General features: G+C 60.1%; 29 protein-coding genes. 9 read left to right on the top strand and 20 right to left on the bottom strand.

The window, feature by feature from the left end; all coding sequences use genetic code 11:
• Nucleotides 1–69 precede the first annotated feature (69 nt).
• Nucleotides 70–1,518 carry a GGDEF domain-containing protein gene (locus AC0V6U_RS15675; protein ID WP_472644059.1) on the top strand — a complete coding sequence of 483 codons (1,449 nt, stop codon included), beginning with the start codon at nucleotides 70–72 and terminating at the stop codon, nucleotides 1,516–1,518.
• A gap of 23 nt (nucleotides 1,519–1,541) precedes the next feature.
• Here the strand turns inward: AC0V6U_RS15675 and AC0V6U_RS15670 are convergent, their stop codons facing one another.
• The 5 genes from AC0V6U_RS15670 to AC0V6U_RS15650 form a co-directional block, all read right to left on the bottom strand.
• Nucleotides 1,542–1,832, bottom strand: coding sequence for a hypothetical protein (locus AC0V6U_RS15670; RefSeq protein WP_472644058.1), 291 nt, complete (start codon nucleotides 1,830–1,832; stop codon nucleotides 1,542–1,544).
• Nucleotides 1,829–2,014, bottom strand: coding sequence for a hypothetical protein (locus AC0V6U_RS15665; RefSeq protein ID WP_472644057.1), 186 nt, complete (start codon nucleotides 2,012–2,014; stop codon nucleotides 1,829–1,831). The genes AC0V6U_RS15670 and AC0V6U_RS15665 overlap by 4 nt, the downstream gene beginning before the upstream one ends.
• Before the next feature lie 2 nt (nucleotides 2,015–2,016).
• Nucleotides 2,017–2,220, bottom strand: coding sequence for a hypothetical protein (locus tag AC0V6U_RS15660; RefSeq protein ID WP_472644056.1), 204 nt, complete (start codon nucleotides 2,218–2,220; stop codon nucleotides 2,017–2,019).
• A gap of 36 nt (nucleotides 2,221–2,256) precedes the next feature.
• The gene (locus tag AC0V6U_RS15655; RefSeq protein ID WP_472644055.1) at nucleotides 2,257–2,604 is read right to left on the bottom strand and encodes a PilZ domain-containing protein; all 348 of its coding nucleotides are present in this window, start codon (nucleotides 2,602–2,604) and stop codon (nucleotides 2,257–2,259) included.
• Nucleotides 2,605–2,794: 190 nt separating this feature from the next.
• Nucleotides 2,795–4,855, bottom strand: a complete 2,061-nt coding sequence (locus tag AC0V6U_RS15650) for a ribonucleoside-diphosphate reductase subunit alpha (protein ID WP_472644054.1) — start codon at nucleotides 4,853–4,855, stop codon at nucleotides 2,795–2,797.
• 546 nt (nucleotides 4,856–5,401) lie between these two features.
• Here AC0V6U_RS15650 and nrtS point away from each other — a divergent pair.
• Nucleotides 5,402–5,623: a nitrate/nitrite transporter NrtS gene (nrtS, locus tag AC0V6U_RS15645; protein ID WP_486169519.1), complete on the top strand. Its 222-nt coding sequence runs from the start codon at nucleotides 5,402–5,404 to the stop codon at nucleotides 5,621–5,623.
• A gap of 7 nt (nucleotides 5,624–5,630) precedes the next feature.
• On the top strand, nucleotides 5,631–6,221 hold the full coding sequence (locus AC0V6U_RS15640; RefSeq protein WP_472644052.1) for an HD domain-containing protein: 591 nt from the start codon (nucleotides 5,631–5,633) through the stop codon (nucleotides 6,219–6,221).
• Here the strand turns inward: AC0V6U_RS15640 and AC0V6U_RS15635 are convergent.
• From AC0V6U_RS15635 to nadB, 5 genes are all read right to left on the bottom strand, one after another.
• Nucleotides 6,218–7,126 (bottom strand): alpha/beta fold hydrolase, encoded by a 909-nt coding sequence (locus AC0V6U_RS15635; RefSeq protein WP_472644051.1) that lies wholly within the window; start codon nucleotides 7,124–7,126, stop codon nucleotides 6,218–6,220. The two genes, AC0V6U_RS15640 and AC0V6U_RS15635, sit on opposite strands and share 4 nt — an antisense overlap.
• Before the next feature lie 170 nt (nucleotides 7,127–7,296).
• Nucleotides 7,297–7,800, bottom strand: a complete 504-nt coding sequence (locus AC0V6U_RS15630; RefSeq protein ID WP_472644050.1) for an energy transducer TonB — start codon at nucleotides 7,798–7,800, stop codon at nucleotides 7,297–7,299.
• 318 nt (nucleotides 7,801–8,118) lie between these two features.
• Nucleotides 8,119–9,078 carry a TraB/GumN family protein gene (locus AC0V6U_RS15625; protein WP_472644049.1) on the bottom strand — a complete coding sequence of 320 codons (960 nt, stop codon included), beginning with the start codon at nucleotides 9,076–9,078 and terminating at the stop codon, nucleotides 8,119–8,121.
• A 117-nt stretch (nucleotides 9,079–9,195) separates the two neighbouring features.
• Nucleotides 9,196–9,849, bottom strand: a complete 654-nt coding sequence (locus tag AC0V6U_RS15620) for a hypothetical protein (RefSeq protein WP_472644048.1) — start codon at nucleotides 9,847–9,849, stop codon at nucleotides 9,196–9,198.
• Nucleotides 9,846–11,432: an L-aspartate oxidase gene (nadB, locus tag AC0V6U_RS15615; protein ID WP_472644047.1), complete on the bottom strand. Its 1,587-nt coding sequence runs from the start codon at nucleotides 11,430–11,432 to the stop codon at nucleotides 9,846–9,848. The genes AC0V6U_RS15620 and nadB overlap by 4 nt, the downstream gene beginning before the upstream one ends.
• A gap of 123 nt (nucleotides 11,433–11,555) precedes the next feature.
• Between nadB and AC0V6U_RS15610 the strand changes: the two genes are divergently transcribed.
• Complete coding sequence (locus tag AC0V6U_RS15610; protein WP_472644046.1) at nucleotides 11,556–12,080, top strand: hypothetical protein; 525 nt, start codon at nucleotides 11,556–11,558, stop codon at nucleotides 12,078–12,080.
• Here the strand turns inward: AC0V6U_RS15610 and AC0V6U_RS15605 are convergent.
• On the bottom strand, nucleotides 12,077–13,084 hold the full coding sequence (locus AC0V6U_RS15605) for an MBL fold metallo-hydrolase (RefSeq protein ID WP_472644045.1): 1,008 nt from the start codon (nucleotides 13,082–13,084) through the stop codon (nucleotides 12,077–12,079). The genes AC0V6U_RS15610 and AC0V6U_RS15605 overlap by 4 nt on opposite strands.
• A 130-nt stretch (nucleotides 13,085–13,214) precedes the next feature.
• On the opposite strand from AC0V6U_RS15605, the gene AC0V6U_RS15600 reads away from it, so the two are divergent.
• Entirely contained in the window at nucleotides 13,215–13,775 is a 561-nt protein-coding gene (locus AC0V6U_RS15600; RefSeq protein WP_472644044.1) for a hypothetical protein, read from the top strand.
• A gap of 173 nt (nucleotides 13,776–13,948) precedes the next feature.
• Here AC0V6U_RS15600 and AC0V6U_RS15595 read toward each other — a convergent pair whose 3' ends face one another.
• Both AC0V6U_RS15595 and AC0V6U_RS15590 read right to left on the bottom strand, forming a co-directional pair.
• Nucleotides 13,949–14,176 (bottom strand): hypothetical protein, encoded by a 228-nt coding sequence (locus tag AC0V6U_RS15595; protein ID WP_472644043.1) that lies wholly within the window; start codon nucleotides 14,174–14,176, stop codon nucleotides 13,949–13,951.
• Nucleotides 14,177–14,243: 67 nt separating this feature from the next.
• Nucleotides 14,244–15,194, bottom strand: a complete 951-nt coding sequence (locus tag AC0V6U_RS15590) for an ABC transporter ATP-binding protein (protein ID WP_472644042.1) — start codon at nucleotides 15,192–15,194, stop codon at nucleotides 14,244–14,246.
• Nucleotides 15,195–15,312: 118 nt separating this feature from the next.
• Between AC0V6U_RS15590 and AC0V6U_RS15585 the strand changes: the two genes are divergently transcribed.
• Together AC0V6U_RS15585 and AC0V6U_RS15580 are read left to right on the top strand one after the other, a co-directional pair.
• Nucleotides 15,313–15,573, top strand: coding sequence for a zinc-finger domain-containing protein (locus AC0V6U_RS15585; protein ID WP_472644041.1), 261 nt, complete (start codon nucleotides 15,313–15,315; stop codon nucleotides 15,571–15,573).
• Between the two features lie 135 nt (nucleotides 15,574–15,708).
• Complete coding sequence (locus tag AC0V6U_RS15580) at nucleotides 15,709–16,143, top strand: hypothetical protein (RefSeq protein WP_472644040.1); 435 nt, start codon at nucleotides 15,709–15,711, stop codon at nucleotides 16,141–16,143.
• Nucleotides 16,144–16,167: 24 nt separating this feature from the next.
• On the opposite strand, the gene AC0V6U_RS15575 is transcribed toward AC0V6U_RS15580, so the two are convergent.
• The 3 genes from AC0V6U_RS15575 to AC0V6U_RS15565 all read right to left on the bottom strand — a co-directional run bounded on the left by AC0V6U_RS15575 (nucleotide 16,168) and on the right by AC0V6U_RS15565 (nucleotide 19,067).
• Nucleotides 16,168–16,722, bottom strand: a complete 555-nt coding sequence (locus tag AC0V6U_RS15575) for a hypothetical protein (RefSeq protein WP_472644039.1) — start codon at nucleotides 16,720–16,722, stop codon at nucleotides 16,168–16,170.
• Between the two features lie 385 nt (nucleotides 16,723–17,107).
• Nucleotides 17,108–18,235, bottom strand: a complete 1,128-nt coding sequence (locus AC0V6U_RS15570; protein WP_486169518.1) for an NAD(P)H-dependent flavin oxidoreductase — start codon at nucleotides 18,233–18,235, stop codon at nucleotides 17,108–17,110.
• Nucleotides 18,213–19,067, bottom strand: coding sequence for a DMT family transporter (locus AC0V6U_RS15565; protein ID WP_472644037.1), 855 nt, complete (start codon nucleotides 19,065–19,067; stop codon nucleotides 18,213–18,215). The genes AC0V6U_RS15570 and AC0V6U_RS15565 overlap by 23 nt, the downstream gene beginning before the upstream one ends.
• A 285-nt stretch (nucleotides 19,068–19,352) precedes the next feature.
• Here AC0V6U_RS15565 and AC0V6U_RS15560 point away from each other — a divergent pair, with 285 nt between their 5' ends.
• Nucleotides 19,353–20,615: a serine hydrolase gene (locus tag AC0V6U_RS15560; RefSeq protein ID WP_472644036.1), complete on the top strand. Its 1,263-nt coding sequence runs from the start codon at nucleotides 19,353–19,355 to the stop codon at nucleotides 20,613–20,615.
• Between the two features lie 3 nt (nucleotides 20,616–20,618).
• Here the strand turns inward: AC0V6U_RS15560 and AC0V6U_RS15555 are convergent, their stop codons facing one another.
• Entirely contained in the window at nucleotides 20,619–21,323 is a 705-nt protein-coding gene (locus tag AC0V6U_RS15555) for an endonuclease III domain-containing protein (protein ID WP_472644035.1), read from the bottom strand.
• A 143-nt stretch (nucleotides 21,324–21,466) separates the two neighbouring features.
• Here AC0V6U_RS15555 and AC0V6U_RS15550 point away from each other — a divergent pair, with 143 nt between their 5' ends.
• Nucleotides 21,467–22,432 (top strand): oxidoreductase, encoded by a 966-nt coding sequence (locus AC0V6U_RS15550; protein ID WP_472644034.1) that lies wholly within the window; start codon nucleotides 21,467–21,469, stop codon nucleotides 22,430–22,432.
• Here AC0V6U_RS15550 and AC0V6U_RS15545 read toward each other — a convergent pair.
• Genes AC0V6U_RS15545 through guaA form a run of 3 tightly spaced genes read right to left on the bottom strand, consistent with a single transcriptional unit; the run spans nucleotide 22,429 to nucleotide 25,046 of the window.
• A complete protein-coding gene (locus AC0V6U_RS15545; protein WP_472644033.1) occupies nucleotides 22,429–22,950 on the bottom strand; it encodes a metal-dependent hydrolase in 522 nt (173 codons plus the stop codon). The two genes, AC0V6U_RS15550 and AC0V6U_RS15545, sit on opposite strands and share 4 nt — an antisense overlap.
• A gap of 36 nt (nucleotides 22,951–22,986) precedes the next feature.
• Entirely contained in the window at nucleotides 22,987–23,472 is a 486-nt protein-coding gene (locus tag AC0V6U_RS15540) for a hypothetical protein (RefSeq protein WP_472644032.1), read from the bottom strand.
• The gene (gene guaA / locus AC0V6U_RS15535; protein ID WP_472644031.1) at nucleotides 23,472–25,046 is read right to left on the bottom strand and encodes a glutamine-hydrolyzing GMP synthase; all 1,575 of its coding nucleotides are present in this window, start codon (nucleotides 25,044–25,046) and stop codon (nucleotides 23,472–23,474) included. The genes AC0V6U_RS15540 and guaA overlap by 1 nt, the downstream gene beginning before the upstream one ends.
• Nucleotides 25,047–25,594 lie beyond the last annotated feature (548 nt).

Here is a 25,594-nt window from a genome sequence, read left to right as displayed (position 1 = left end):
CGCATAAAGTTCATAGCATATTACGGGATACTAACCCAGAATTAAGCACCTCTTGCTAAGCACGCGGTAATGGGAGTTTTACAGCAATTCTTTCCAGCGCATGGTGGGCTGGCGCGCGCTGCGCGAAACGCGAAACGCGCGGATGCGGGCGGGCGCGTGGATGCGGCGGCTGGCCGTGCGCCTGAACCGGCGTCTGAGCTGGCACCGCAAGCGCTTTCCTCCGCTCCGATTGCGCCTGCTCAGGATGCGATCGATGCGAAAGCGCGCGCGGCAGAGACCAGCGGGCCTTATCTCGATGCCGCCGCGCTCGACGCGGTGATCCGCGATGGCTCAGCAGAGCGATCCTGGCCCCTGGCGATCCGCCAGAATTATGCGCGTGCAACCGTGGCCCGGCAAAAATCGGACCATCAGTTTTTGCTCGTGCTGGGCTTTCTGGTCGCGGTGTTCACGATTGCGCTCGACTTTATGATCCACCCGGAATCGGCTGTAACAGGAGCATGGCTGAGGGCGCTTACGATCATCCCGATCACCGTGCTCGGCCTGGTCGCGGGCGCACGCGGATGGCACTGGATTATGTCGGTGAGTGTGGGCGCGGCGCCGATCGCCTTTGCGGTGATCATGGTCTATCTGGGCCTGCAAATGTCGGCGGAAAACACCGCGCGCTATCTCACGGCGACGGCGCTGATCATCGGCATTGCCAATATCATCCTGCCCTATTCCATGCGCCAACTGCTGGCCTTCAACGCCGCCTTTATCGCGGCTGCGTTCGGCACGGTGATCCTCACCAGCCCGCATGGCTATGAGCCCTATTACGATTATCTGTTCTTGCTGTGCGTGGTGACCGCCGCGACGGTGCCGCTGGCATTCCGGATTGAGCGCCTGCGCCAGCGCAATTTCCTGCTCAACCTGCGCGCTGCAGAAACCTCGCGCGAGCTGACCCTGGCCAACCGCGCCCTGCGCGACTTGTCAGAGCGAGACCCGCTCACCGGCATGGCCAATCTGCGCTATTTCGAGCAAGCCTTTGCCAAGAAGATCGCGCTGGCGAACCGGGGCGATGATGCTGGCGCCATGCTGTCACGCGGGCGGACGGCGGTGATGATGATCGATCTCGACAGCTTCAAATTGTTCAACGACACCAATGGGCATCAGGCGGGCGATCAATGCCTGTTGCTGGTGGCGCGCGCATTGCAGCGCGTGTTCAGCGACAGCGATGGGATCGTCGCGCGTTATGGCGGCGAGGAATTTGTCGCCGCCATCCGAGAGCGCGCACCGGGCGATGCCGCGCGCCTGGCCGAGGACGTTCGCGATGCGGTGGCGACGATGAAACTGCCCGCCAATGTGAACAGCGCATCGCGTATAACGGCATCTGTGGGCGTTGCTCTAGCACCAGCCAAGGCGGCCTTGCCGCGCGAAGATTTGATCGAGATGGCGGATGCCGCGCTCTACAATGCGAAGCGCGGCGGCCGGGACCGGGTCGAAGTGGTCGAGGTTGAAAAGCCTCTGCGCCTTAGCGCGTAACTCCTGCGGGCACTGCGGTGCGCTTAGCCAGAGCTGCGGCTTTTTGATCCAAAGAAGCTTCCGCCGCCCAGCACCGTAATGCCAAGAAAGAAGCCAAAGTCATACCACGCGCCCTTATTGGGCACGGCGTAGACGGCGATGTCTGGATTGAATAGCGATCCGATCCAGGCCCATGGGAAGACGAACCCGTGCCACATTCCCCACAGGAAACCCGGCGTGCCTTCCTCGGCCGCGACCCCGGCATCAATCTGGCTGGCGCAGGCCGACAGCAACACCATCAATCCGGCGGCGGTGATGATGCGCAGCGGGCTCATGACATCGTCGCCACAATCGCAACCCATAAAAACGGCAGGAAGACGAGGCCCATCACAATGTGCAGCCGCCCAGCATTGGCGGCGTGGCCCGACTGATCGCCGCGGCTGCTGCGCCAACCATTGAAGATGAAAGCGAGCGCAAAAATCGTCCCGGCTATTCCAATCCAGATCTGTGGTTGCATCACTAAAACACCTCGATTGCGCCGATATCCGGCAAGAGGAATTTCAAGATAACATAGGCCAGCAAGGGAAGCGATGCTGAGGCGAGCATCATCAGATTGGCGGCGTTATTGCCCACCATTCCGCGCGCGCGCATGAACATAAAGATCGGAACTTCGGTGATTGCGATGAACAGCAGAATTCCAGGCAGCACAATATCTAGGGTCATGTATGCCTCGCATGGATCAAGAGCGTCGGGCGGCGCTTAGACAAAACGTCGGGCCGATCCGCCCCTGCTTTCATCACGGTACGCCTTTGCCGCCGCATTCCAATCCGCCGCTGCCAGCGCGGTGAAGACCCGGTCTGGCAAGGGCCGGGTAAAGGCCAGCCCCGCATTGCCGCCGATCTGCCAGGCGACCTCGGCCAGATGCGGACCCGTGCCTGCGATATACAGGCGGACATATTCGCCCAGCTTTAGCCGCCCCTGCCGGTCGTGGATCATACAGCCACCAGCGGACAAATCCTCCAGATCAACATCCCACTGCATCCCGCGCGATGTGCGGTATGAACCAGTGGCGTTGAGCGGAACACGTGTGGATTGCCGAGTTTTCATAGCGTTAGCCATTCAACCATGAGTTTGACGCAAAGAAAAGCCCCCATGCGCATTTGCTTGAGGCGGCGGGGAAATGCGGGACGCGGATCGTAGCTCTAAGTGGCGCATCACTGAGCGAGGCGGCCACGAAAAAGCCCCCGAGAGCATGGCGCTCGCGGGGGCTTTTTGTCATTGATTTGGCTCTGAAAACTTACTGGCAGCTCAGGCACTCATCATAATCTGTTTCTGGCACGCCGAGTTCAGCCTTCAGCTCGATCTCTGGTGCGTTGGCGGTGTTGTCCGCCTCCACGCCGTCGGCAAAGCCTGCGCGCTGGATCGATTTCGAGCGGAGATAATAGAGCGATTTGATGCCTTTCTCCCACGCTTGGAAGTGCAGTTGCATCAGGTCCCATTTCTCGACATCGGCCGGGATGAACAGGTTCAGCGACTGCGCCTGATCGACATAAGGCGAGCGGTCAGCGGCGAATTCGAGCAACCAGCGCTGATCGATTTCAAAGCTGGTCTTGAACGATGCCTTCTCTTGGTCGGTCAGGAAGTCGAGGTGCTGGACGCTGCCGCCCTTTTCCAGGATTGAATTCCAGATATTGTTGGAATCCTTCGACTTCTCGCGCAGCACTTTTTCCAGATATGGGTTCTTCACGATGAAGCTACCCGACAGGGTTTTGTGCGTGTAAATATTCGCCGGGATCGGCTCGATACAGGCGGAGGTGCCGCCGCAAATGATCGAGATCGACGCGGTTGGCGCGATCGCCATCTTACAGCTGAAGCGCTCCATGGCGCCCATTTCGGCCGCATCCGGGCATGGCCCGCGTTCCTGCGCCAGCAGCATGCTCGCCTCAGACGCCTTGGCCTGAATATGCTTGAACATTTTGAGGTTCAGCGCCTTGGTCATCGCGCTTTCAAAGCCGAGCCCCTTCGATTGCAGGAAGGAGTGGAAGCCCATGACGCCCAGACCAACGCTGCGCTCGCGCATCGCTGAATATTTCGCCCGCTCCATTTCTGGCGGGGCGCGGTCGATATAGTCCTGCAGGACGTTGTCGAGCATGCGCATCACGTCTTCGATGAATTGCTTATCGCCGTTCCACTCATCCCATTTCTCAAGGTTGAGCGAGGACAGGCAGCACACAGCTGTGCGGTCATTGCCGAGGTGGTCAATGCCGGTTGGCAGAGTAATTTCGCTGCACAGGTTCGACGTTGAAACCTTGAGGCCGAGATCGCGGTGATGCTTTGGCATCATGCGGTTCACTGTGTCGCTAAACACGATATACGGCTCGCCAGTGGCGAGGCGGGTCTCGACCAGTTTCTGGAACAGGCTGCGAGCATCGACTTCGCCGCGCACTTCGCCGGTCTTCGGCGATTTGAGGTCGAACTTGTCGCCTGCGCGGACCGCTTCCATGAATTCGTCGGTCAGCAGCACGCCGTGGTGCAGGTTCAGCGCCTTGCGGTTGAAATCGCCCGATGGCTTACGGATTTCGAGGAATTCCTCGATTTCCGGGTGCGATACATCGAGATAGCACGCCGCCGAGCCGCGCCGCAGCGAGCCTTGCGAAATTGCTAGAGTGAGGCTGTCCATCACCCGCACGAATGGGATGATGCCGCTGGTCTTGCCGTTGAGGCCGACCGGCTCACCAATGCCGCGCACATTGCCCCAATAGGTGCCAATGCCGCCGCCTTTTGAGGCGAGCCAGACGTTTTCGTTCCAGGTACCAACGATGCCGTCGAGGCTGTCTGACACAGAGTTCAGATAGCAGCTGATCGGCAGGCCGCGCGCCGTGCCGCCATTCGACAGCACTGGGGTTGCGGGCATGAACCACAGCTTAGAAATGTAGTCATACAGACGCTGGGCGTGATCCTGATCATCGGCATAGGCATCGGCCACGCGGGCGAACAGGTCCTGGAAATCTTCACCGGGAAGCAGATAGCGATCGATCAGCGTCTCTTTGCCGAATTCGGTCAGATTGTCATCGCGCGAGGAATCGGTTTTCACGTCGAACCGGCGGTCGTTGACCTTCTTGCTATCAGGTTCAGCCGCAGCCTTCGCCACTTCCGTCATCGCGCCAGCCAAGGCCTCGCCCGCTTTCGCGGCGACCAGTTCTTCGCTGCCTTTATCGTCTGCTTGCATGTCAATCGCCTGCTTTTCGGTTGTGCTGCCTTCATCGGCTGATTTGGCCTCTGCTGGGGCCACATCAGTCTGCTGGTCGAGACCGTCGGTCACACCCATGGCTGCATCATCTCCGTTCCGAAAATCCATTATATCCTAGCCCCGCTTGTGCCTCGCACTGGTTTTATCCGCACCCGTGCGATGTTCTTTATGTGTTCGACTCGGCGAGATGTGTCTCACCTAGCATTATTTATCTCCCGGGGCGCGGATTACTTATCCCCGCTACCCACAGCCCTGGCCGCATTTCCACCCACCTTCAGACCGAATCTGCCCCCATCGCAGATATGGTGTCTGCGCCTGACTTTAACTAGGTCTTGTGGGTGTCCTTGCGGCAAGAACCACTAAATACTGAATCAGAGGGGCCTCAGACGCAAGAGGGTAAATGTAAATTTACCATCCAGATCGGCTCAAACGGCCGGTGTGTTATGTGGCTGCAACGCCGCGACGCGCCGGAAATGCTAGGCTCGTCAATCGCGCAAGCCCTAAAATGAATCTGCGAAAAAATTTTTGCGGGCAAAACCGTGGTGAAGGCCCTTTGAATCATTCGAATCGAGCCGCGCAATTTTTGAATATGCTTGAGCCTCGCCGCGCAAAATGACACAGGCGTTACCTGATCATGAGGGCAAGCAAGACGCAATGAACAGATCAGCGCTCCAACGCAGCTTTAGCCGATCAGTGCTGAAGCGCTCTTTGGGAGTGTCGGCAGTGGTCGGCACCGCATTGACTGCGATCAATCACGGCGATGCGATCCTGGCCGGAGAAACCCCCGACCTCGTCAAAGTCGCGCTGACGTACCTAGTGCCGTTCGTCGTCGCATCATACGGCGCCTATGCCGCCTTTGCGGCGAACATCGACTAGGCCGCCTATGCTTAGCTCTGTCCCAGCCTCCATGCTTGCGGCCCTCAAGGCTAGCCATGCTGAGCCCCAGCGGCACTATCATGATTGGTCCCATATTGATGCTCTGCTGCGCCATATGGATGCGCAGCGCAGCGCATTGCACGATCAGCAAGCGGTGACATACGCAATTCTGTTTCACGATGCGGTTTATAACCCGCGCGCCAATGACAATGAGCGCCAGAGTGCGAAGCTGCTGATGGAAAGCGAGCCGCCACTGCCGGAGGCGAGCCTACTGCTCGCGCGGCGAATGATCGAGGCGACCGACGGGCATTTTCTGCCGGAAGAGTTGGCGGACGAGGCGCGATCCGATTGCGCTCATTTTCTCGACATGGATCTCGCGATCTTGGGCGCAGATGCTGAGCGCTTCGACATCTATGAGGATCAGATCCGCCGCGAATATGCGCATGTGCCCGATGCCGCCTTTAAAGACGGTAGGGCGAAGGTCCTGCGCCATTTTGCGCAACGGGATGACCTCTATTTCAGCGCTTGGGGCAAAGAGCGATTTGAAGAGAAAGCTCGAAGCAACATCGCCCGCTCTTTGGCAAAGCTCGAAGTCTAAGCGGCGACTGTCTCACCGGCACCGACCGACGCAGTATGCTCAGCGATCTCGCCGGCGATCTGATCGATCAGCGGCACGGGCAGATCATGGCCCCAGCCTGGGATCGTCACCAGCTTTGCGCCAGGGATGGCTGCTGCGGTTGCGCGGCCGCCTTCGACCTTTACCAGCGGATCATCCTCGCCGTGCAGCACCAATGTTGGCGTGCTGACACTGGCCAGCCGGGCGGTGCGGTCACCATCGTCGATGATCGCGGCGAGCTGGCGCGGCAGGCCAGCGGGATAGACGCTGCGCTGGACACCGGCGCGCACCCGCTCTCGCTGCCAATCGGGATCGGCGCGGTAGCCGGGCGAACCAATCGCCTGCACCACTTTCATGCCGTGCTCGACCAGATGCTCTTCCTCCATTGAGGTCAGCGGCGCGGTGAGCGTTTCAATCGCTTGCTTATCCGCCTGAGGCAGCTTGGGATTGCCGGTGGTGGAGAAAATCGAGGTCAGCGAGAGCAGCTTGTGCCCGTGATGCACCGCCATCAATTGCGCGATCATCCCGCCCATGCTCGCGCCAACCACGTGCGCTTGGTCGATGCCCAAGGCATCCAGCAAGGCCGCGCCATCATCGGCCATGTCTTTGAGCGTATAGGGCACCTTGGTAGGCCAGCCGATCTTTGCGCGCAGCACCTGCCACACAACGCCGGGTGCCTTCGCGCCTTCAAATTTCTGCGACAGGCCAATGTCGCGGTTGTCATAGCGGATCACGCGGTGACCCTTGGCCACCAGAGCCTCCACCAGCTCAATCGGCCAAAGGGTCATTTGCGCGCCCAGCCCCATCACCAGCAGCACAGGCGGATGGCCCGGATCGCCATGTTCCTCATAAAACAGTTCAATTCCATTGGCGGTGATGCTGGGCATATTGGGTGTTTCCTCTCACTCTTGCGAATGACGATACCACGCGATTCTGCCCGGGCAAGGTGACGTAAGGGAAGCCAATGCCGCCCGCACCGCAACCCGCCCCCTGTTTTGGCAAGAGGCGGGCGCGGGTCATGCCGCCGAGGCGGCAAGGGCGTAAAACGTTAGGTCAATCAGATGCCGACGGAGATGTATTCGCCGTCCACATCGGCGGAAGCCATGCGAGTTTGCTCTGATTTTTTGAGCTTGGCCGCGAGCCGCTCGTGGATGTCAGCATTGTCGGCAAAGATGATGCTGGCCAGAAAGCGCGCCTGTGCCCGGTTCTTAACCGGCACCTCGTCGAGCGTGCCGAGCTTACGCACCGCGCGCTTGGCGATCCGCACAGCGGTCAGATTGGCGCTCCGATCATACAGCTCGATGTTCTCAGCCTTGCCGTCTGCGCCGAGCGTAAAGCTGATCTGGACGATGCCATTGTCAGCCCGGAGCTTTCCGGAGGTCGGGCTGAATGCGAGCGCGCGGTTGAGGTCGCGCGTTGTCTGTTTCTGCCACTGCTCCATCACAGCTTTGGATTGAACAACGATCGGCTCATCGCCGCCCGCCATCGCGGGGGTGGCAGCGGTTAGCGACAGAGACAGGGCAAACGCACTGCTGGCGGCTAGTTTGGTAAGGGTATTCATTGGATCATCCTTTTAAAAACAACTCTGGATGATCGGCCTTGAGACCGTCAGCGCCGAGCACAGTCCCAACACTCGTGCAAAGGCATCTTTGGTCGATCGGACGCGGCGGATTTGCGCAATTCAGCGGGAAGAGAAAAGCACAGGGGGTTTTTCCGCTCGCGTCCAATTGCAAACTGGAACAGGGCCGGGGTCCGCGCAATTGCCGCTCGGCTAGTGCGCGATCAGGCTGGACGAACGGCGGCTGTGATCGGCCAGCGGGCGATGAGAGCCGACGAAGGGAAAGCGGGCTTGTGCGCGAAGGCGGCTTATCGGGCGCGCTTAGGGCCGCCAGTCAGGACCGCCGATCTCAAAACCTAGGCTCTCCAATTGGTCCAGCACGCCGCTCGGCTCCGCCAGCACACGCAAAGGCAGTACGGCCAAAGTGACGCCTTCCACCTCCACAGAGCCTTCGATCATACCGGTCCATTGATCGCGGATTTCCGTGCCCAGCTCTTGATCCGCCCACGGCCAGCATTGGCCCAGCGCAATCTCTAGCGGGTTCGCCATCACGGCGGGCACATCAAAGCTGCGCCAATCATCACCGCGCTTCTCAATCAGCTCTGGCCCGATCTCGGTCGCCGTCATCGCCGCCTCTAGGCACGGGATGTGCGAAGCAGGCTCTGCCGCGGCCAGATCATCGAGCAGGTCTTCACCGCGAAACCGCTCTGGGCGGATAATTGGCACATCGGCCTTAACCGCCGCCTTGCGCACGATATCGGTCGCGTCCTTGGTCGTCTCATCATCAAAATCGAGCCGCCGCGCAAGCAGATCAAACGATGTCATCAGGAAGCTGCCGCGCGCGTAATCCTTGTCATAGGTCTCCTCCAGCGCGCTCAGCCGCGCAAGCTGCGCCTCATCCAAATAATCAGCCGCGACGGTTTTCTTGGGCAACTTGGTGAAGCTCCCGCCGCTGAAAATCAGGCGGAAGACATCGCCCGGCGACACCTTGGGCTGAGCACGGATGATGACGCGCTGCGCCTCGCCCGCGACCTCTTTCAACCGGTCGGGCTGCCACGGCGTCGCCTTGGGCACGGCGGCAATCTCGCCGACCAGAATGATGGTGCCGGTGGCGGTGTCGATGGTCCACATCGGCGCGCCGGATCGCTGAGCGGTGACGACGATTGAATTGGTGGTTCCGCCTTGCGGCGGCTCCTCACCTTGCGCCTGAGCTTGAAGCGGCACGCCGACGATCATAGCAAGCGCAGCGAGGCACGCTGCCGATCCGGCAATACGCTTCATTTGGGTGGCCTTCCGAGTGACGCGGCTATTCGCTGATATCGGACACATCAACAGCCTTCAGCTGAACAATGAATGAAGTCAGGCCATCCTCCTCGCCGCTGGTGCAATTGATCCGGATCAGCTTGCTCCACCCTCGGCCAAAGGAGAAGTATTCGAGCACTTCATCTGGCTTGCAATAAGCCATCGGCAATTTCCGATCAGCGAACATTGCGCGCGTCGATACAGTCGACAGCCGCAGCGATAATCGACGACTGTGCTGGCCATGAAATCAACCAGATTGGACTGAGCACTCGCCACCTCATCCAAGGTAATGCGGTAGTCCGTGTCCGCGCCATAGCTCACCGAAATGGCGTCTTCGCCCGGGATAATCTGGGGTGTGATCCATCCTGCCCTCACAGCGCCGCCCCAAGGAATTGCGTCATGCTCAGCCAAAATCGCATAAGGATTTGCTGGCTCCAGCCCCTCGTCGCGCCGGGTGACGAAGTCGAGCTGGTCGCCTTGCTCGTCATAGTCGCGAAACTGCGTGACCCGGTCCAGCACCCAGCTCTTTTCCTCACCCGTCTCAAGGTCGATCCGCACCAGATGGCTTTCGGACCGCAGGCTTTCATGCAGGCCGAGATTGTCGGTCGATGTGCGGGTGACGAACAGATGCGTGTCGCTGACGCCGAATGGCTCCTCGCGGATGTCGATAACATCGGGCGGGGTAGCGTGGGCGGGCTGCGCGGCGACGGTGAGAGCTAGGGCGGCGAGGAGGTTTTTCAGAATCCTCAAGGCACCAGCACCGTGTCCTGCGGCACCTCATCCATCTCCGGATAATCGAGCGTGTAGTGCAGGCCCCGGCTCTCGTGCCGCGCCAGCGCGCTCCTGACGATCAGCTTTGCCGCCTGTAGCAGATTGCGCAGCTCGATGAGGTCGGTGGTGACGACAAAGCTGCCGTAATAATCCTCAACCTCTTGGCTCAGCAGATCGATCCGGTTGGCCGCGCGTTCCAGCCGTTTGGTGGTGCGCACGATCCCGACATAATTCCACATGAAGCGGCGGATCTCTGTCCAGTTTTGCTTGATCACCACCTGCTCATCGCTGTCCGCCACGCGGGTCGCGTCCCACTCGCGGATGGTGGGCGGCGGCGGCAGGTCGTCCCATTTCGACAGAATGTCAGAGGCGGCCGCTTCGCCGTAGACAAAGCACTCCAGCAGGCTGTTTGACGCCAGCCGGTTCGCGCCGTGCAGGCCGCTTTCGGTGCATTCGCCCGCCGCCCACAGGCCGGGCAGGTCGGTGCTCGCATCCAGCCCCACGACCACCCCGCCGCAGGTGTAGTGCTGGGCCGGGACAACCGGGATCGGCTGGCTCGTCATATCGATCCCCAACCCGGTCAGCTTCTCGTCGATGGTCGGGAAATGCTCGCGTACAAACTCGGCTGGCTGATGGCTGATGTCGAGATGGACATAGTCGAGGCCATAACGCTTGATCTGATCATCGATCGCGCGCGCCACGACATCGCGCGGGGCGAGCTCCATCCGCTCCGCATCGTAATCCGCCATAAATCGGTGCCCGGTTTCCGGGTGCAGCAAATGCCCGCCCTCGCCGCGCACCGCCTCTGTAATAAGGAAGTTTTTGACCTCCAGATTATAGAGGCACGTCGGGTGGAACTGCATCATCTCCATGTTGGAGACGCGCGCGCCCGCTCGCCATGCCATCGCAATCCCGTCGCCGGTTGCCCCGCGCGGCGCGGTTGAGAATTGATAGACGCGCCCCGCACCGCCCGCCGCCAGCACGGTGGCCCGCGCAACATGGCTTTCAACCTCGCCGGTTTCCTCGTTCAGAGCATAGACGCCCCAGACATGGCCCGCGCCGGAATAGCTGGTGCGGTGACGATCGGTGATGAGATCGATGCAGGTCCGCCCAGCCAGCATGGTAATATTCGGATTGGCGTTCGCCGCGTTCAGCAGCGCCTCTTGCACCGCCCAGCCGGTCGCATCATCGACATGCACGATGCGGCGATGCGAGTGCCCGCCTTCGCGGGTCAAATGCAGATCGCCGGAATCCTGATTGAATGGCACGCCCAGCTCCACCAGCCGGTCGATGCTCGCCGGGGCCTGCTCGATCACAAACTCCACCGTCTCGCGGTCGTTGAGGCCCGCGCCCGCCACCATCGTATCGCGCACGTGATTGTCGAAAGTGTCGCCCGCATCCAGCACGGCGGCGATCCCGCCCTGCGCCCATGCGGTTGATCCGCCGGTCAGCGAACCCTTGGCCAGCACCAGCACGCGCTTGGTCTGAGCCATGGCCAGCGCCGCAGTAAGACCCGCCGCGCCTGAACCGATAACGATAATGTCGTGTTTTGCGTCAGTCATGCGGGCCTCATGCCGCGAAGCTGTGAGCCGGGCAAGCGCCCTTGCGCGAATTGCTGCAGCGCGCAGGGGCCCCTGTCAGAGGTCGGACTTGCCAGGCGGGCGATTGCGCGCCAATCCGCTGACATGGCGAAACACACTCCACCGACATCGCGGCAAGCCCTGATCGCGCGCCTCTCCAGCTATTGGAAATTGGAGGCGGGCAATATCGTGCTGCTGCCGGTGATCATGGTGTTTCTGGCGGAGGGTGAGGTGGGTATTGCATCGCTGCTGTCCATCATTCCGATGATGGCTCTGCTGGCGATTGGGGCGGTCTATTGGCGCGCGAAGCTGCACCAGCTTGAGCGTGGCACTTCGCCGGATGAGACGGTCCGCTGGATCGCGGCGCTAGACTTACCCATGGCCATCGCCAGCGTTGTCGCCGCGGGCGCGGCCACCGCCGCTTGGGCGGCTCCAGGGTTCGCAGTGGGCACCGCAGACCGCTGGGTCGCGACCACAGCCGGTGTTTTGGCGGTGCTGGAATATATCAATTACTACCACCGGCAATTGCAGCATTTTGATCATGTCGCCGATTTTATGCGGCTGATCTCAGGCGGCGGCTTTCGCAAAAGCCAGCTGCGGCAGGATATCGACCGATTAAGCGCAGGCTAAAGCGCGTAGCAATCCAAGTCCTGCGCAACGCTTACCGGGCCAGTGTAATTCTTGGCTATCGCGGCCAGGCCATTGTCCAGATCATCCAATGACCGCTTCATATTATGGGTCAGCACCACGCGCGCAGGCTTCATCGCGCCCGCCAGCTGGCCGATTTCCTCTGGCGTGCGGTGCAGGCCGCGCGGTTGGCCCGGCTGACCATTGATCACGTGATGTGCGAACAGGATTGTGGGTTTGGTCCCGGCAAGCTCGCTGGCAAAGATCTCGCTCTGGGCGCTTTGATCGCCAGTTATGACAAAGTTCGCATCCCCCACTTCGACAACATAGCCGAGCGCCGGGACCGGGCCGTGATGGACGGGATGAGCCATGACGGAATAGTCGTTGGAAATATCAAGGCCAACTGGTGCGCCTGCGCCTTCGGCCGTTTCAACCTCGCGCACTATCAGCTCGGGCTTATTCTCCGTCCCATCCTGATAGCCGCCATTATAGGCAAAAGCTCCATCGGCCTTCCCGATGAGGCGCTGCATAAAACTCGCCATACCGGGAAAGCGCGGCGCGGCATTTGGGCCTACTATCATGAGCGGCTGCGTTCGCCCTTCAAAACCACCGGTGTTGAGCACATCTACAAGATCGCCCGCATGATCGGCATGAAGGTGCGTGAGGAATATCGCATCCAGCGCCGCTATCTTACCGCCTGCCTGCGCAAACCTCAGGAAACTGCCCGACCCCGCATCGATCAGCAGCCGCGCCTGGCCATCGATCCACAGCAGATAACTCGTGCCCGCGCGGTCCGCCTCGGCAATCGGCCCGCCGCTGCCCAGCACTTGCAGGGCGGCGCCTTCGCTCGGGCATTTGGCGGGCTGCTCACCGCGAGGGATATTCGCAGCGACATCGGTTGTGTCAGCGACGGAAGCCTGCGCATCGCCGCCGATGCTGGCCGCCCCGCACGCCGACAGGCTGAGCATCGCCGCTCCGCCAAGAGCTATCCATGAAACCGTCCGCATCCTAGTCTCCTACCCGCATCTTTGCCTGACTGGGTTAGCGCACTATCAGCTTAGCGGGCTCAAGACCAAGCGCTGGAATTAGCGCGCAGGCGAGACTAAGCTGATGCTCTTCAAATGGAGGATATCGGCTATGCTCAAACATCTTTCGGCCACCGTTTTGGCGATTCCCATCTTGCTTAGCGCTCCTGCTGCAAGTTTTGCTCAGGACAAACCTAAGGCCGAAGTGCTGCTGCGAATAGACGAGGGCGCAGCGAATGTTCGGGTGGAGAAACAGGCAAGCAAATGCCACCTTATCCAATTCGACAAAGCCAAGCAGAGCGGCTTCACGATCACTATCGCGACGAGCGCATCTTCTAGCCGGTTCGCGCTGATTGGACAGGCCGATCTGGGCGATGATTTCGGCGGCGACATGATGCTACATATGTTCATCCGAGGTATCCCAGCCAAGCGCGCCGGATCATTTTTGAAAACGCCCTATGGCGGCGGCCTCTACCATTACAGCAACCGGCTGACCGATCTCATGCTCGACTACGGCATGCTGCGCCCAGTGCGGGGGTTTGCGCTGATCAACGACCGCGAAAACCCGGGCAGGCTCGACGTGCCATTTGAAGGAGAAGCCTATGACAGGGCCTATGCCGAGTTTGGCAAATGCCTCGATGCATTGCCGGGGTACTGGTCTCTAGAGCTTTAGCGGTACTGCTCGACAGCCAAACGGACACAACCCGCGAAATCTGTCAGCGCCGCCTTTGTGCTGGCCGATCTCTTGGTCAAAGCGCGCATATCCGATCCCTCATCCCTCGCTGACAATCAGGCGATATCCCGCATATAGTGTCTTGCCTGGGTGCCCGAGGTCTCAAATGAGGGCTAATCCTTGTTTTGAGCATCCTGCTTGGCTTGGGCTTCCAAGACTTTCGATGTCAGTGAACCCCACCCAAAAAACAATGCGATACCCGCACCAAACAGCCCGAAACCAATGACAGGATCTATCCCGGTCAATATCAAGCCGAGACCTACCACGCCTATGATCGCAGGTAAGATCCGGAGCTTAGCAAGCCGTGCAGCTGTTTCTTCAGGCGTTCTCTGCTGTTTCATCAATTGTCCCCCTCATGAAATCTGGAATTATTTTTTAGGTGTTCAAATTTGGTGGGGTCTTGCCCAGCTATGCCGTGCTCGTCAACTGGACGAACACATCCTCCAGGTCCGCCTCGCGCGTGGTCACATCCTCAATCGTCAGGCCCTGGCTTTGCAGGATCGCCAGCACCTGACCTGCGTTGAGCTCGTCTTTGTCGTAGGTCACCTCGACCCCGCGCTCCCCGGCGAGCTCCACCTTGGTGAAGGCCTCGTGCGAGGGCGCTTTGGTCAGGTCAGCATCCACTGTGACGGCAACGATTTTCTCGCGCGCCATATCCACCAGCTCGCGGGTTGGCTTATCGGCAATCAACTCACCGTGGTTGATGATCGCGATCCGGTCGCAGAGTTCCTCCGCCTCCTCGAGGTAATGCGTGGTCAGCACCACCGTGACGCCGTCATCATTGAGCTGAGTGACAAGCTCCCACAGCTGTCGGCGCAATTCCACGTCGACCCCGGCAGTCGGCTCGTCCAGCACCAGGATCGGCGGCGAATGCACCATGGCTTTCGCCACCAGCAGCCGCCGCTTCATCCCGCCGGACAAGGTGCGGGCATAGGCATCGCGCTTATCGGCGAGGCGGACAGCGGCAAGCAATTCTTCGCTACGCCGATCAGAGGCCGGAATACCGTAAAAACCGCCTTGGTTTTCCAGCACTTCATAGGGCGTGAAGAACGGGTCAAACACGATTTCCTGCGGGACAATGCCGATCGCGCGGCTGGCGTTGCGGCGCTGGCTATCAATGTCAAAGCCCCAGATGTTCACATTGCCGCTGGTCTTGTTGACCAGCCCGGCGAGCGTGTTGATCAGCGTCGATTTGCCCGCGCCATTGGGACCGAGCAGGCCAAAGATCTGGCCCTGCGGCACATCAAAGCTCACATCATTCAGCGCCAGCTTGCCGGCGGCATCGGCGCCCTTTGCACCTTTGGGCGCGGCGTATCTCTTGGTGAGATTGCGGATCGAGATGGCGGGTTCATTGCTCATGCGCGCAAGCCATAAAGAAGCGCCGGATCGGTGCAAGCCTTGCGCCGCAACTGTCATCGGTCAAAACGTGCAAACGAAAGATTGAATTTGCCCCGCTTCGCGATTATCGCGCGTCCTTATGAATACCGCTCCACCAGAAGTGCTGATCGTTGAAACCCGCCGCGTAAGCTGTGACGGGGCCAGCGGCATTCGCGGCGGCAAGGACTATCGCCCTGCCGCTTTGGGCCATCCGCGCATCTATCTGGAGATTGACGAGCACGGCTATGTCGATTGCGGCTATTGCGACCGGCGCTTTGTCCTGAAAGGCGGACCGGCAGACGGCGCGGATCAAGCGAACCTGCCCGATATTTCCGAAGGCGGCGATCCCGGCCACCGGTAATGGGCACACTGCGCCTGATCATGGTGCGGCCAGCAGCAATTTCGCGACCTCAGCGACTCGTTTCCAGAGTCAGCCATCGTTCACCTGACACGCTTTATCTGCTATGCATAAGGGTCTTAGCGTAGGAGAATGTTCATGGTTCGCTCGTCTAAATTTCTCGCCCTTGCGGCCGCCAGCCTGGCCGGAGCCGCCGCGTTTGGCGCCCCCGCTGTGATGGCGAAGGACAAGCCCACTGGCGAAGAGAAACTTCAAAAAATGCTCGAAGGACGCGTCGCCGGTGAACCGGTGCGATGCATTCGCGAGCAAGCCAACCGCAGAATGCGCACAATCAACGACACAGCCTATGTCTATGGCAGTGGCAACACGATCTATGTTCAGCGCACTCGGCGCCCGGAAAGCATCGATGATGATGACATTCTGGTGATCCGCAAGTTCGGCTCATCTCAGCTGTGCCGCTTGGATCAAATCACGACGGTTGATCGGTTCAGCGGTTTCTTCACCGGCGCGGTCTTCTTTGAGGACTTTGTTCCTTACACCCGCGAGAAAAAACCCGAAGGCGCCGACAGCTAGGGCCAGCGCGCTCTAAGCGTTTCCTTACGGGGCCGGGCAGGCAACCTGCTCTGGCACCTCAGTCTGATAGCGCTCTTCCAAAGCATCGCGGTAAGCGCGGCTGCGCGGGCGCGGTTCATCAATCGGCGGCGCGAATGCAGCCAGGGCATCATCTAGATCTTTCTGGATGTTGGCCTGAGCCATTTGCGTCACCGACACCTTATATTGGCTCAGCACTTCGGCCGCCTCTGGCGCCAATGCCCCTTCGTTCTCGCTCAGCAAAGCGGCCAGCTCCTTGCGGCGCCAATCGGCCTCTTCACTGCGCTGGGTGGGCGTTGGCATCTCTTCGTAAAGCGCGCTGCGCTCGCTCGCCGACAGGTCACGCGTCGCCGCGATGACCCGCTGCGGGCTGAGCGCTGCGTCGATTGCGCCGCTCAACGCGGCATTGGCGGCGGCTAGACTGCGTCCGGGCCGCAAAGCGGTGCGAGGCTTTTCAGCCGAAGCAGACGCGCCATGTTGCATCGTGAAACTGGCGGGCGTGCCAGCAATGCTTGCCGCCTCTTCCACCGTGGGTACGCGCTCTTCCATAAAATTGCGCACCCGCGCAGCGCCGTGAACTTCTCCGAGGATCCAACTAAGAATGCAGGGCGCTGCAATCGCTAAAATCCAAAACTCAAGTGCGATAAATTCCTGCATGGGCAGTCCCCGATTGTGCGCCAGCGTGAGGGCCGGTGCGGCTTTTCCAAGTTGTCGATCCCGCAGCAGGCCCTTTCCGACGCGCTGTAAAACCTAACTACCCGAAAGGTTCCGCTTTTTTCATTCGGTTGACTACTCAGAAGCGCGGTAAGGATTTGGATACCGACATTGCCGCGCGCGCCCTTACAGGCCCGCACTAATGGTTAACCCATAAGGGAATTTACGCAGCAGCGCCGCCCGCGAAACAGCGGATTGGCAGCGACTCGGCACCGCCCGCTCTTTCCGAAAATCAGCCCGCGGCCATTTGCCCGTTCATGCGTGCCAGGATCGTTTCCGCCTCACTCATGATGCCGTCGATCAATTCCTGACAGGTCGGGATGTCATTGATCAGGCCGACCACCATGCCGCAGCTCCACGCGCCCTTGTCCATGTCGCCTTCCATCATGATAGACGGATAGACGCCTGCGACCTCTTCGATGATGTCTTCAAACTTGAGATCATCGCCGAGCCGCTTTTCCTTCTCGATCAGTCGCTCAACCGCGGCATTGGTCATCACGCGCTCTGTATTGCGCAGCGGGCGCATCACCAGGCGGGTGTCGAGTTCGGAAGCCGCGACAATCGCCTTCTTCACGTTTTCGTGCACCGGCGCTTCTTGGGTGGCGATAAAGCGCGTGCCCATATTCATGCCCTGCGCGCCCATCGCCAGGCTGGCGACGAGCGAACGGCCATCCGCCATGCCGCCAGAGGATACGAACGGAATTTCCAGCTCATCGGCGGCGCGAGGCAGCAGGATGAAGTTTGGAATATCATCTTCGCCCGGGTGGCCGCCGCATTCAAAGCCATCGACGCTGACGGCATCACAGCCGATCTCTTGCGCTTTCAAGGAGTGGCGCACGCTGGTGCATTTGTGGATCACCTTGATCCCTGCGTCTTTCAGCGGGGGAAGCAATTCCGATGGATTGCGCCCAGCGGTCTCCACCACTTTCACGCCGCCTTCAATCACCGCCTTCACAATCGCCGGATAGTCTGGCGGGGTCAGCGTCGGCAGGATCGTGATGTTCACACCAAATGGCTTGTCCGTCATATCCTTACAGCGCGCGATTTCATTCGCGAGATCCGCAGGCGTCTTTTGCGTCAGGCCAGTGATAATCCCCAGCCCGCCCGCATTGGAAACAGCCGCCGCCATTTCAGCAAAGCCGACATAATGCATGCCGCCCTGAATAATCGGGTGCTGGATGCCGAACATTTCGGTGATTGCGGTTTTCATGGCTGTGGTTCTCCCAAAAGTTTTCTTGCGGGCAGGGATTACGAAGAATCGCGCCGCTTGCAAGCACGCTTTTGGGGAGGGGACCACGAAACGAAGCGCGTCGTAGCGTAAGGTGCAAGGTCCGGCCTTACCTGACCGCGCGTGTCGCATTCACCGTTAACGCAATGCCGCCCAAGATCAGCGCGCCGCCAATCACCACGCCCATTGTCAGCGCCTCGGCCAGGAACAATGCCCCGCCGAGAGCTGCGACAACCGGTGTTGCCAATTGCACGCTGGCGACCGTTGCCAGGCCGAGTTTTGGGGCGACCTTGTACCAAACGACATAGCCCAGCGCCGATGTGACCACGCCAGAGATCACCGCGAGCAGCGCGCCGTCCCAGCGCGGCATGGTGCTGTCGAGTAAGAGCATCGGGGTGACGATTACGCTGGCGATCAGGAAATATCTTGCGGTGCTGCCCGTCGCCCCGCCCGGCGCAGCGCCAGAGCCGCGGCCGATCAGAGTGTATACGCCCCAGGCCATGCCCGCGCCCGCCATCAACAGCCCGGGCAAGAGGCCCGCCGCGCTGCGCCCTGCCTCCCACGGCGCGAGCACGTAGATCAATCCGCCCAGCGCAATCACCAGGCCGAGCCAGCCGCGCGCAATCAATCGCTCGCCGCGCACCACGCCGATTGTGATGATCGTCGCTTGGACAAAGCCGAACAAGATCAGCGCACCGATCCCCGCGCCCAGATGGAGATAGGCGAGCGAGAACCCGGCGACATAGGCGGCAAGCGCAAATGCTCCGGGCAAATCTCGGCGGGATGGCCTCGCCCCCAGAAACGGCAGCAGCACCAGGGCGCCCGAGGCCAGCCGGATCGCAGAGTAGGCGCCCGCCTCAATCGCGCCATCAGCCAGAGCAGCCCGCGCGAGCAGCGAATTGCCCGCAAAGGCGGCGACCGCCAGCGCAGCGAGCAATGCGGTAACGTGGGCATTGTTCTTCATAAAAATGGCATGCCAGCATGTTCGCAATGCGCAAAGGGTTAAGCCCTCAGCCAGAGTCATCACAACCATAGCAAAGCTCAGGCTGTTCCTGATTGACAAGGCCGCGAACACTCCGCATCGATGACACTTGTAGTCAGAATTTGGGGATTGGGATGAAACTGTATTGGGCAAGTTTGGCGTTGATGCTCACAGCCTGCGGAGATCATGTCCAATCGACGCTAAGCCTCGCCAGAATCCAAGGCCAACCTAAACCAGCTGACTACCTCTGAAAAAATTCCTGAACTAATGGAGGCGTTCGAAGTCTCTGGACTGGCTGTCACTGCAGTTTCTGGCGACAAAGTGCTGCTATCCGCAGGCTTTGGTATGACCGCTGAGGGGGAGCCTTATAGTGCGGCAACGCCTTGCGGACTATATTCCGCTACGAAGGTTTTGGCCTCGCTGACATACGCAAATTTGTCAGCAGCAGGCCGTCTCGATTTGAACGCACCGCTTGGCGATTACATTGAGGACGCGCCAAAAAGCTGGCAGTCGATACCGTTCTACCGCCTGCTCAATCACACCTCGGGCATTACTATGGCCGTGAACAAAGAGGCGTTTGGCAAGTTGGCTTCTGACCCCTCAGCGCGCAACAATGACATCTACCGGCTCGTGCGTGATCTTCCGCTCGACTACCAACCGGGCGAGTATTCTCGTTATCGCCAATCCGGATATGCGACCGCCGAGATGATCTTAAAGGACGAGTTAGGCGCCGAGTTTGATACCTTGGTTGGTGAATACATCACTGGACCTGCTGGCTTATCCGCGACCCGGCATCCCGCCGTGACATCCGCAGATGAACCAGCGTTTCTTCTAAGCGCGGGCGGGTTTCAAACCACCGCCAATGATATGTCGAAGCTGCTGCTGCGCATCAATGATGGAACGGTGATCGCGCCCGCCGCTTGGAAGGCACTGTTGCTGAACGAGACCTATCGTTTCGGCGATTACAGCCTTGGCAGCGTTATCGAAAACAGAAACGATGTCCTCACGCTGGGCCATAGCGGTGGGGGTGCGCGCGCCAACATCCGGTATGCACCGGACCGCCAAATTGGCGTGATGATCTGTACCCATGACCGCGATAACAACGGGCTCGCCATAGTATTGGCGCGGATGCTCGTTGATGAGATCGCTTCAGGCAAGGCGCCGCCCTTGCCGCTGCAGATCGCGATGAAGGGCTACAAATCTATGACCGGGGCCGAGGTGGTTGCCGCATATAAATTGGCTGAGAGCTCTGCCGAGCGCTACGATTTTTCCAATGCCGAGGCTTTCCTCAACAGAATTGGCTATTCGCTGCTGACGCAAGAGAAGAAGACGGATGCGATCGAGGTCTTTTCCCTGAATGCAGAGACTTTTCCGGAGTCGCCCAATGCCCACGACAGCCTGGGTGAAGCCTTTCTTGCCAATGGTGACCGGAACTATGCGTTGCTCAGCTACAGGCGGCTCTTGGAGCTCGATCCCGGCAATGAAAACGCTAAAAAGATGATTGCGCAAATCCTCGCTGACGCGGAGTAGTCGCTAGGCTTGGGCCCGGCCCGTATCGCAATTGTCGCGCGCGGGGCAGCCATCACACGCGGCTTTACGCGGACGGCAATGGGTTTGACCCAATTTCTTCAATAGCAGATGATGCTCGTCCATATCCTCTGCCGACCATTCAGGCGGCACAATCGGCATTAGCGCGTCATAGGTGCGCGCGGTGTCCGCCTTGGCTGGGACGATTCCCATACGCTGCATGATCCGCCGGTGATGCCCATCAATCACCATCGCTTTGCGGTTGAAGGTGCTGGCGTTCATAACCCCGGCGCTGTTCTTGCGCGCGACGCCGGGCAGCGTCTCCAGCCACGCCATCGCCTCTTCAGTTGGCAGATTGGAGAGATGCCGCAGATCAACCGAGCCGCGCTCTTCGATAATCGCATTCAGGCATTGCTTGAGCCGCTTGGCCGCGACGCTGGGGAAGGTCTGGCGCTGCAATCGCGCCTCCAGCTCCGCCTCATCCACCTTGGCCGCCGCTTCCCACGATCGATATTCCGCCAGCAAAGCATCGGTCGATGCGTTGGAGGCCGCCGTCTTGGTCTGCGCCCCGATGACCCCGTGCACGAGCACCCAAACAGGGTCGCGGCGCTTATTATCCGGGCGAATGATCCGGCCAAAGCTCGCGGTCAGCCCCGCCTGCAAACGGCGCAGAGTTTCCGTGCGCGGATCAGAGCCGAGGTCAAGCTGCATTGCCGCCTTACTTAGCGCGAAAAGCGGCCCTGCATAGCGGCCTCACAATTGCGACTCGCTGGCGCGCTTCATTCATGGCACGGTGAAGTTGCTGGTCCGACATTGGGACCGCCCAATAATACGGCGCATAGGAGAATTGCCTGATGACATCCGCCCAAGCCCCCATCACCTCCCCCTTCGGATATCGCTCAACTGCGCGCGAAGTGGCGGACGGGATCGACCTTTCTGGCAAAGTGGTGGTGGTAACGGGCGGCTATTCCGGGCTTGGGACCGAGACCGTGCGGGCGCTTGCTGGCACGGGGGCGAAGGTAATTGTCGGTGCGCGCCGAACGGAACAAGCGCGCGAGGTCTTGGCCGATATGCCGGGCGAGATCGCGATCCTGGAACTGGATCTATCCGCGCCCGGCTCCATCGACGCCTTTGCAATTGCGCTGGCCGAGCACACGGACCGCGTGGATATTCTGGTCAACAATGCCGCGATCATGGCCTGCCCCTTGGCGCGCGATGAGCGCGGATATGAGGCGCAATTTGCGACCAACCACCTGGGCCATTTTCACATGACCGCGCGGCTCTGGCCCATGCTGAAGGCGGCGGGCAGTGCCCGCGTTGTCGCGCTTTCATCCATCGGACACCGGCTCAATGGGCTGGACCTGGATGACCTCAATTTTGAAAGGCGGGATTATGACAAATGGCTCGCTTACGGTCAGGCCAAGTCCGCCAATGCGCTGTTCGCGCTCCATCTCGACAAACTCGGCGAGCCACACGGCGTGCGCGCCTTTGCCGTCCATCCCGGCGGCATCGCCACCCCGCTCCAGCGCCATTTAACAATGGAAGAACAAGTCGCCATGGGCTGGTATGACGAGGAGGGGAACGTGCACGAGGCGTTTAAATCCACCGAGGAAGGCGCCGCGACCAGCACTTGGTGCGCCGTCTCGCCGCTGCTCGATGGGATGGGCGGGGTCTACTGCGAGGATTGCAATATTGGCGCGATGGCGAGTGAGGACACGCCGCGCGGCTCCGGCGTCTATCCGCATATCCGAGATGAGGCCTTGGCCGAGGCTTTGTGGGTCAAATCAGAAGAGCTGACCGGCGTTAAATTCGCGGCCTAAGCGCGTGCTTTCCGCCGAATGATCCAACCGCTCAGCGCCGCAGCGATACAGGGCAGCCAGATCCATTTAAGCTCTGATACCAGCGTCACCACCCCGCGCGCGGAGAAGAAATCCGCGCCAATCGGCGAGACCCGCACCGGCGTGTAAGGCGCAAAGATGCGGGCATTGTCAAACGGCCACCACAATGCCGCGCCCAGCCCGCCGCTGGTCAGCGTATCGAGCAGGCCGTGGCTGGCCATCGCCAAGGTGAGGAACACCCAGGCGCCCAAACTTCGCGCCTCTTTCCAGATCAACGCAGTGGCGGCGGCAAATATTGCGGCAAAGGCAAGCGAATGCGTCGCGCCGCGGTGCCCCCATTCATGCGCATAATCGATCCCAAGCGGGAAGCCGATGACATCAGCATCCGGCAGGATCGCAAAGGCCGCCCCGGCAATGGCAAGCTTAGGCGAAATACGCCCCCGCCCAGCAGCAGCAGCGATGGCTAACGGGACAATGGCGTGGGTGAAGATGGTGGGCATGGGCTTATGAAACTGAGTTTTGACCGATTTGAGGTCCTATTTCTGAGCGAGTTCCTTCGCAATTTCAGCTTCGATCCGCTCAAATTCCTTATCGAACTCGTCTTTTGGGACTGGCGGTGTGGGAAGCCTAGTCGACCCCGTCCCAGACAGTCCCATTTGCTGTGCGCGGTAGGCCCAATAGTCAGCCTGAGAGAACTTATTGTCCAGCATGGAAAGCCAATAATGTGTGTAATAGATCAGGTGCTTTGCAAGCTGATCATCCTGATCTTTGCATTCCTTATGAACTTCGAGGAATAGCGCACGAGACTGCGCAGGCTCTCCGGTGCGGAGCAAAAGCTCAGCTTCATATGCCCTCATTTTCAAAAGGAATGTCGGGGGAGCTCCGATTTTCTTAACTTCGGTTTGAATGTCTCTGGTAGCCAGCAGCTCGGCCTGGCGATCATTTTTAAGTATCGACCATGCGCGACGAAAAACCGCGACAATATAGGCTGGGTGCCGCAGTAATTTCAGGAGCTTACGCATCACTCCCACTCAATCGTGCCCGGCGGTTTGCTGGTGTAGTCATAGACCACGCGGTTGATGCCTTGCACTTCGTTGACGATGCGGGTTGCGCAGCCGGTTAGGAAGCTGGCGTCGAAGGGATAGACATCTGCCGTCATGCCGTCGGTACTGGTCACCGCGCGCAGGCCGCAGACATTGTCATAGGTGCGGTGGTCCCCCATCACACCAACGGTTTTGACCGGCAGCAATACGGCGAACGCTTGCCAAATCGCGTCGTACAATCCGGCGTTGCGGATCTCTTCGAGATAGATCGCATCCGCTTTGCGCAGGATATCGCAGCGTTCTTTGTTCACCTCGCCCGGAATGCGGATCGCGAGGCCTGGCCCCGGGAAAGGATGGCGGCCCACGAATTGCTCGTCGAGGCCCAGTTCGCGGCCCAGCACGCGCACTTCATCCTTGAACAATTCGCGCAGCGGCTCGACCAGCTCCATCTTCATCCGCTCTGGCAAGCCGCCGACATTGTGGTGGCTCTTGATCGTCACCGATGGCCCGCCAGTGAAAGAGACGGACTCAATCACATCGGGATAGAGCGTGCCCTGCGCGAGGAAATCAGCCCCGCCCAATTTGTTCGCCTCTTCCTCAAACACGGCGATAAACTCGCCGCCGATGAATTTGCGCTTCGCCTCTGGATCGGAGACGCCGTCGAGGCCCGCCATAAAGCGTTCCTCCGCGTCCACCACGACCAGCGGAATGTTGTAATGATCGCGGAATAGGCTCTCGACCTGCTCGCGCTCGTTAAGGCGCAGCAGGCCATGATCGACGAACACGCAGGTCAGCTGATCGCCGATCGCCTCGTGGATCAGGATCGCAGCAACGGAGCTGTCGACCCCGCCGCTAAGGCCGCAGATTACGCGGCCAGAGCCAACCTGCTCGCGGATCTCGGCGATCTTGGTTTCGCGGTAAGCGGCCATGGTCCAATCGCCCGCCAGCCCGCACACTTTGTGCACGAAGTTTGCGAGCAACTTGCCGCCGTCGGGCGTGTGGACGACCTCTGGGTGGAATTGCGTACCGTAATATTGGCGCTGCTCATCGGCGATGACGGCGAAGGGCGCACCGTCGCTGGTCGCGACAATCTCAAAGCCGGGGGCGAATTTGGTGACCTTGTCGCCGTGGCTCATCCACACCTGATGGCGCTCACCCTCGGCCCAAAGGCCATCGAACAGAGCGCAGGATTTCGTGACGGTCAGGAACGCGCGGCCAAACTCGCCGCCTTCGCCGGTCTCGTGCCCGCGCCGCACTTCACCGCCGAGCTGGTGCGACATCACCTGCTGACCATAACAAATGCCCAGGATCGGCACGCCTGCATCAAACAAGACCTGCGGTGCGCGCGGGCTACCCTCATCCGGTACGCCCGCTGGCGAGCCCGACAAGATAATGCCCTTCGGCTTCATCCGGTGAAAGGCCTCTTCCGCCTGGGTGAAGGGGGCAATTTCTGAGTAGACCCCGGCCTCGCGCACGCGGCGCGCGATCAGCTGGGTCACTTGGCTGCCGAAATCGACGATCAGGATGGAATCGGGCGTATGGGTGTCTGACATGCGGGCCGGGTTAAGCAGCGGCTGCGGCCAAGTCTAGTGGCGCGCGAGCGGCTTTGCGCAATCATGCGAAGCGTGCATCAAATATGTTGCAAAAAACGCAAACGTTTTGCGAATTTTGGCATTTGTGTTCGATTGCATGAAACACCATTTGCTTCTTGCAGCAACGAACCGAGCCTTCTCTCCCGCTCCCTTCGTTGTCGCACAGGTGATGGCCAAGCTTCCCCCGCTAGCCATCGCCAGCCTGCTTATCGCCCCCGGTCACGGGGCCATGCGAGCCAGCGGACGCGGAAAGCCTGAGGCGCGAGCAATCGCGCCGTACGGCCCAGCCGGACGCAGCCCGCCCGCCAGCGCTCTACCCCGAGCGCATGATGCGGACCCTCCCTTCCCGTGCGAAGGGGGCGATAAGCGCACAGGCATAAGAGACGCGGCCAGCTTGTCCTCCCTCAGGGCCTCCCCTCGGCCCAACTGGCGGCCGCGTCTCGATTGCCTGCGATCTGCATATTGACCGGGACGGCCTGAAATTGCGGCGCATATGCGGCGCGATGCAC

The sequence above is a fragment of the Erythrobacter sp. W36 genome, assembly GCF_057364935.1.
This window is presented reverse-complemented; position numbering and strand designations above follow the sequence as displayed.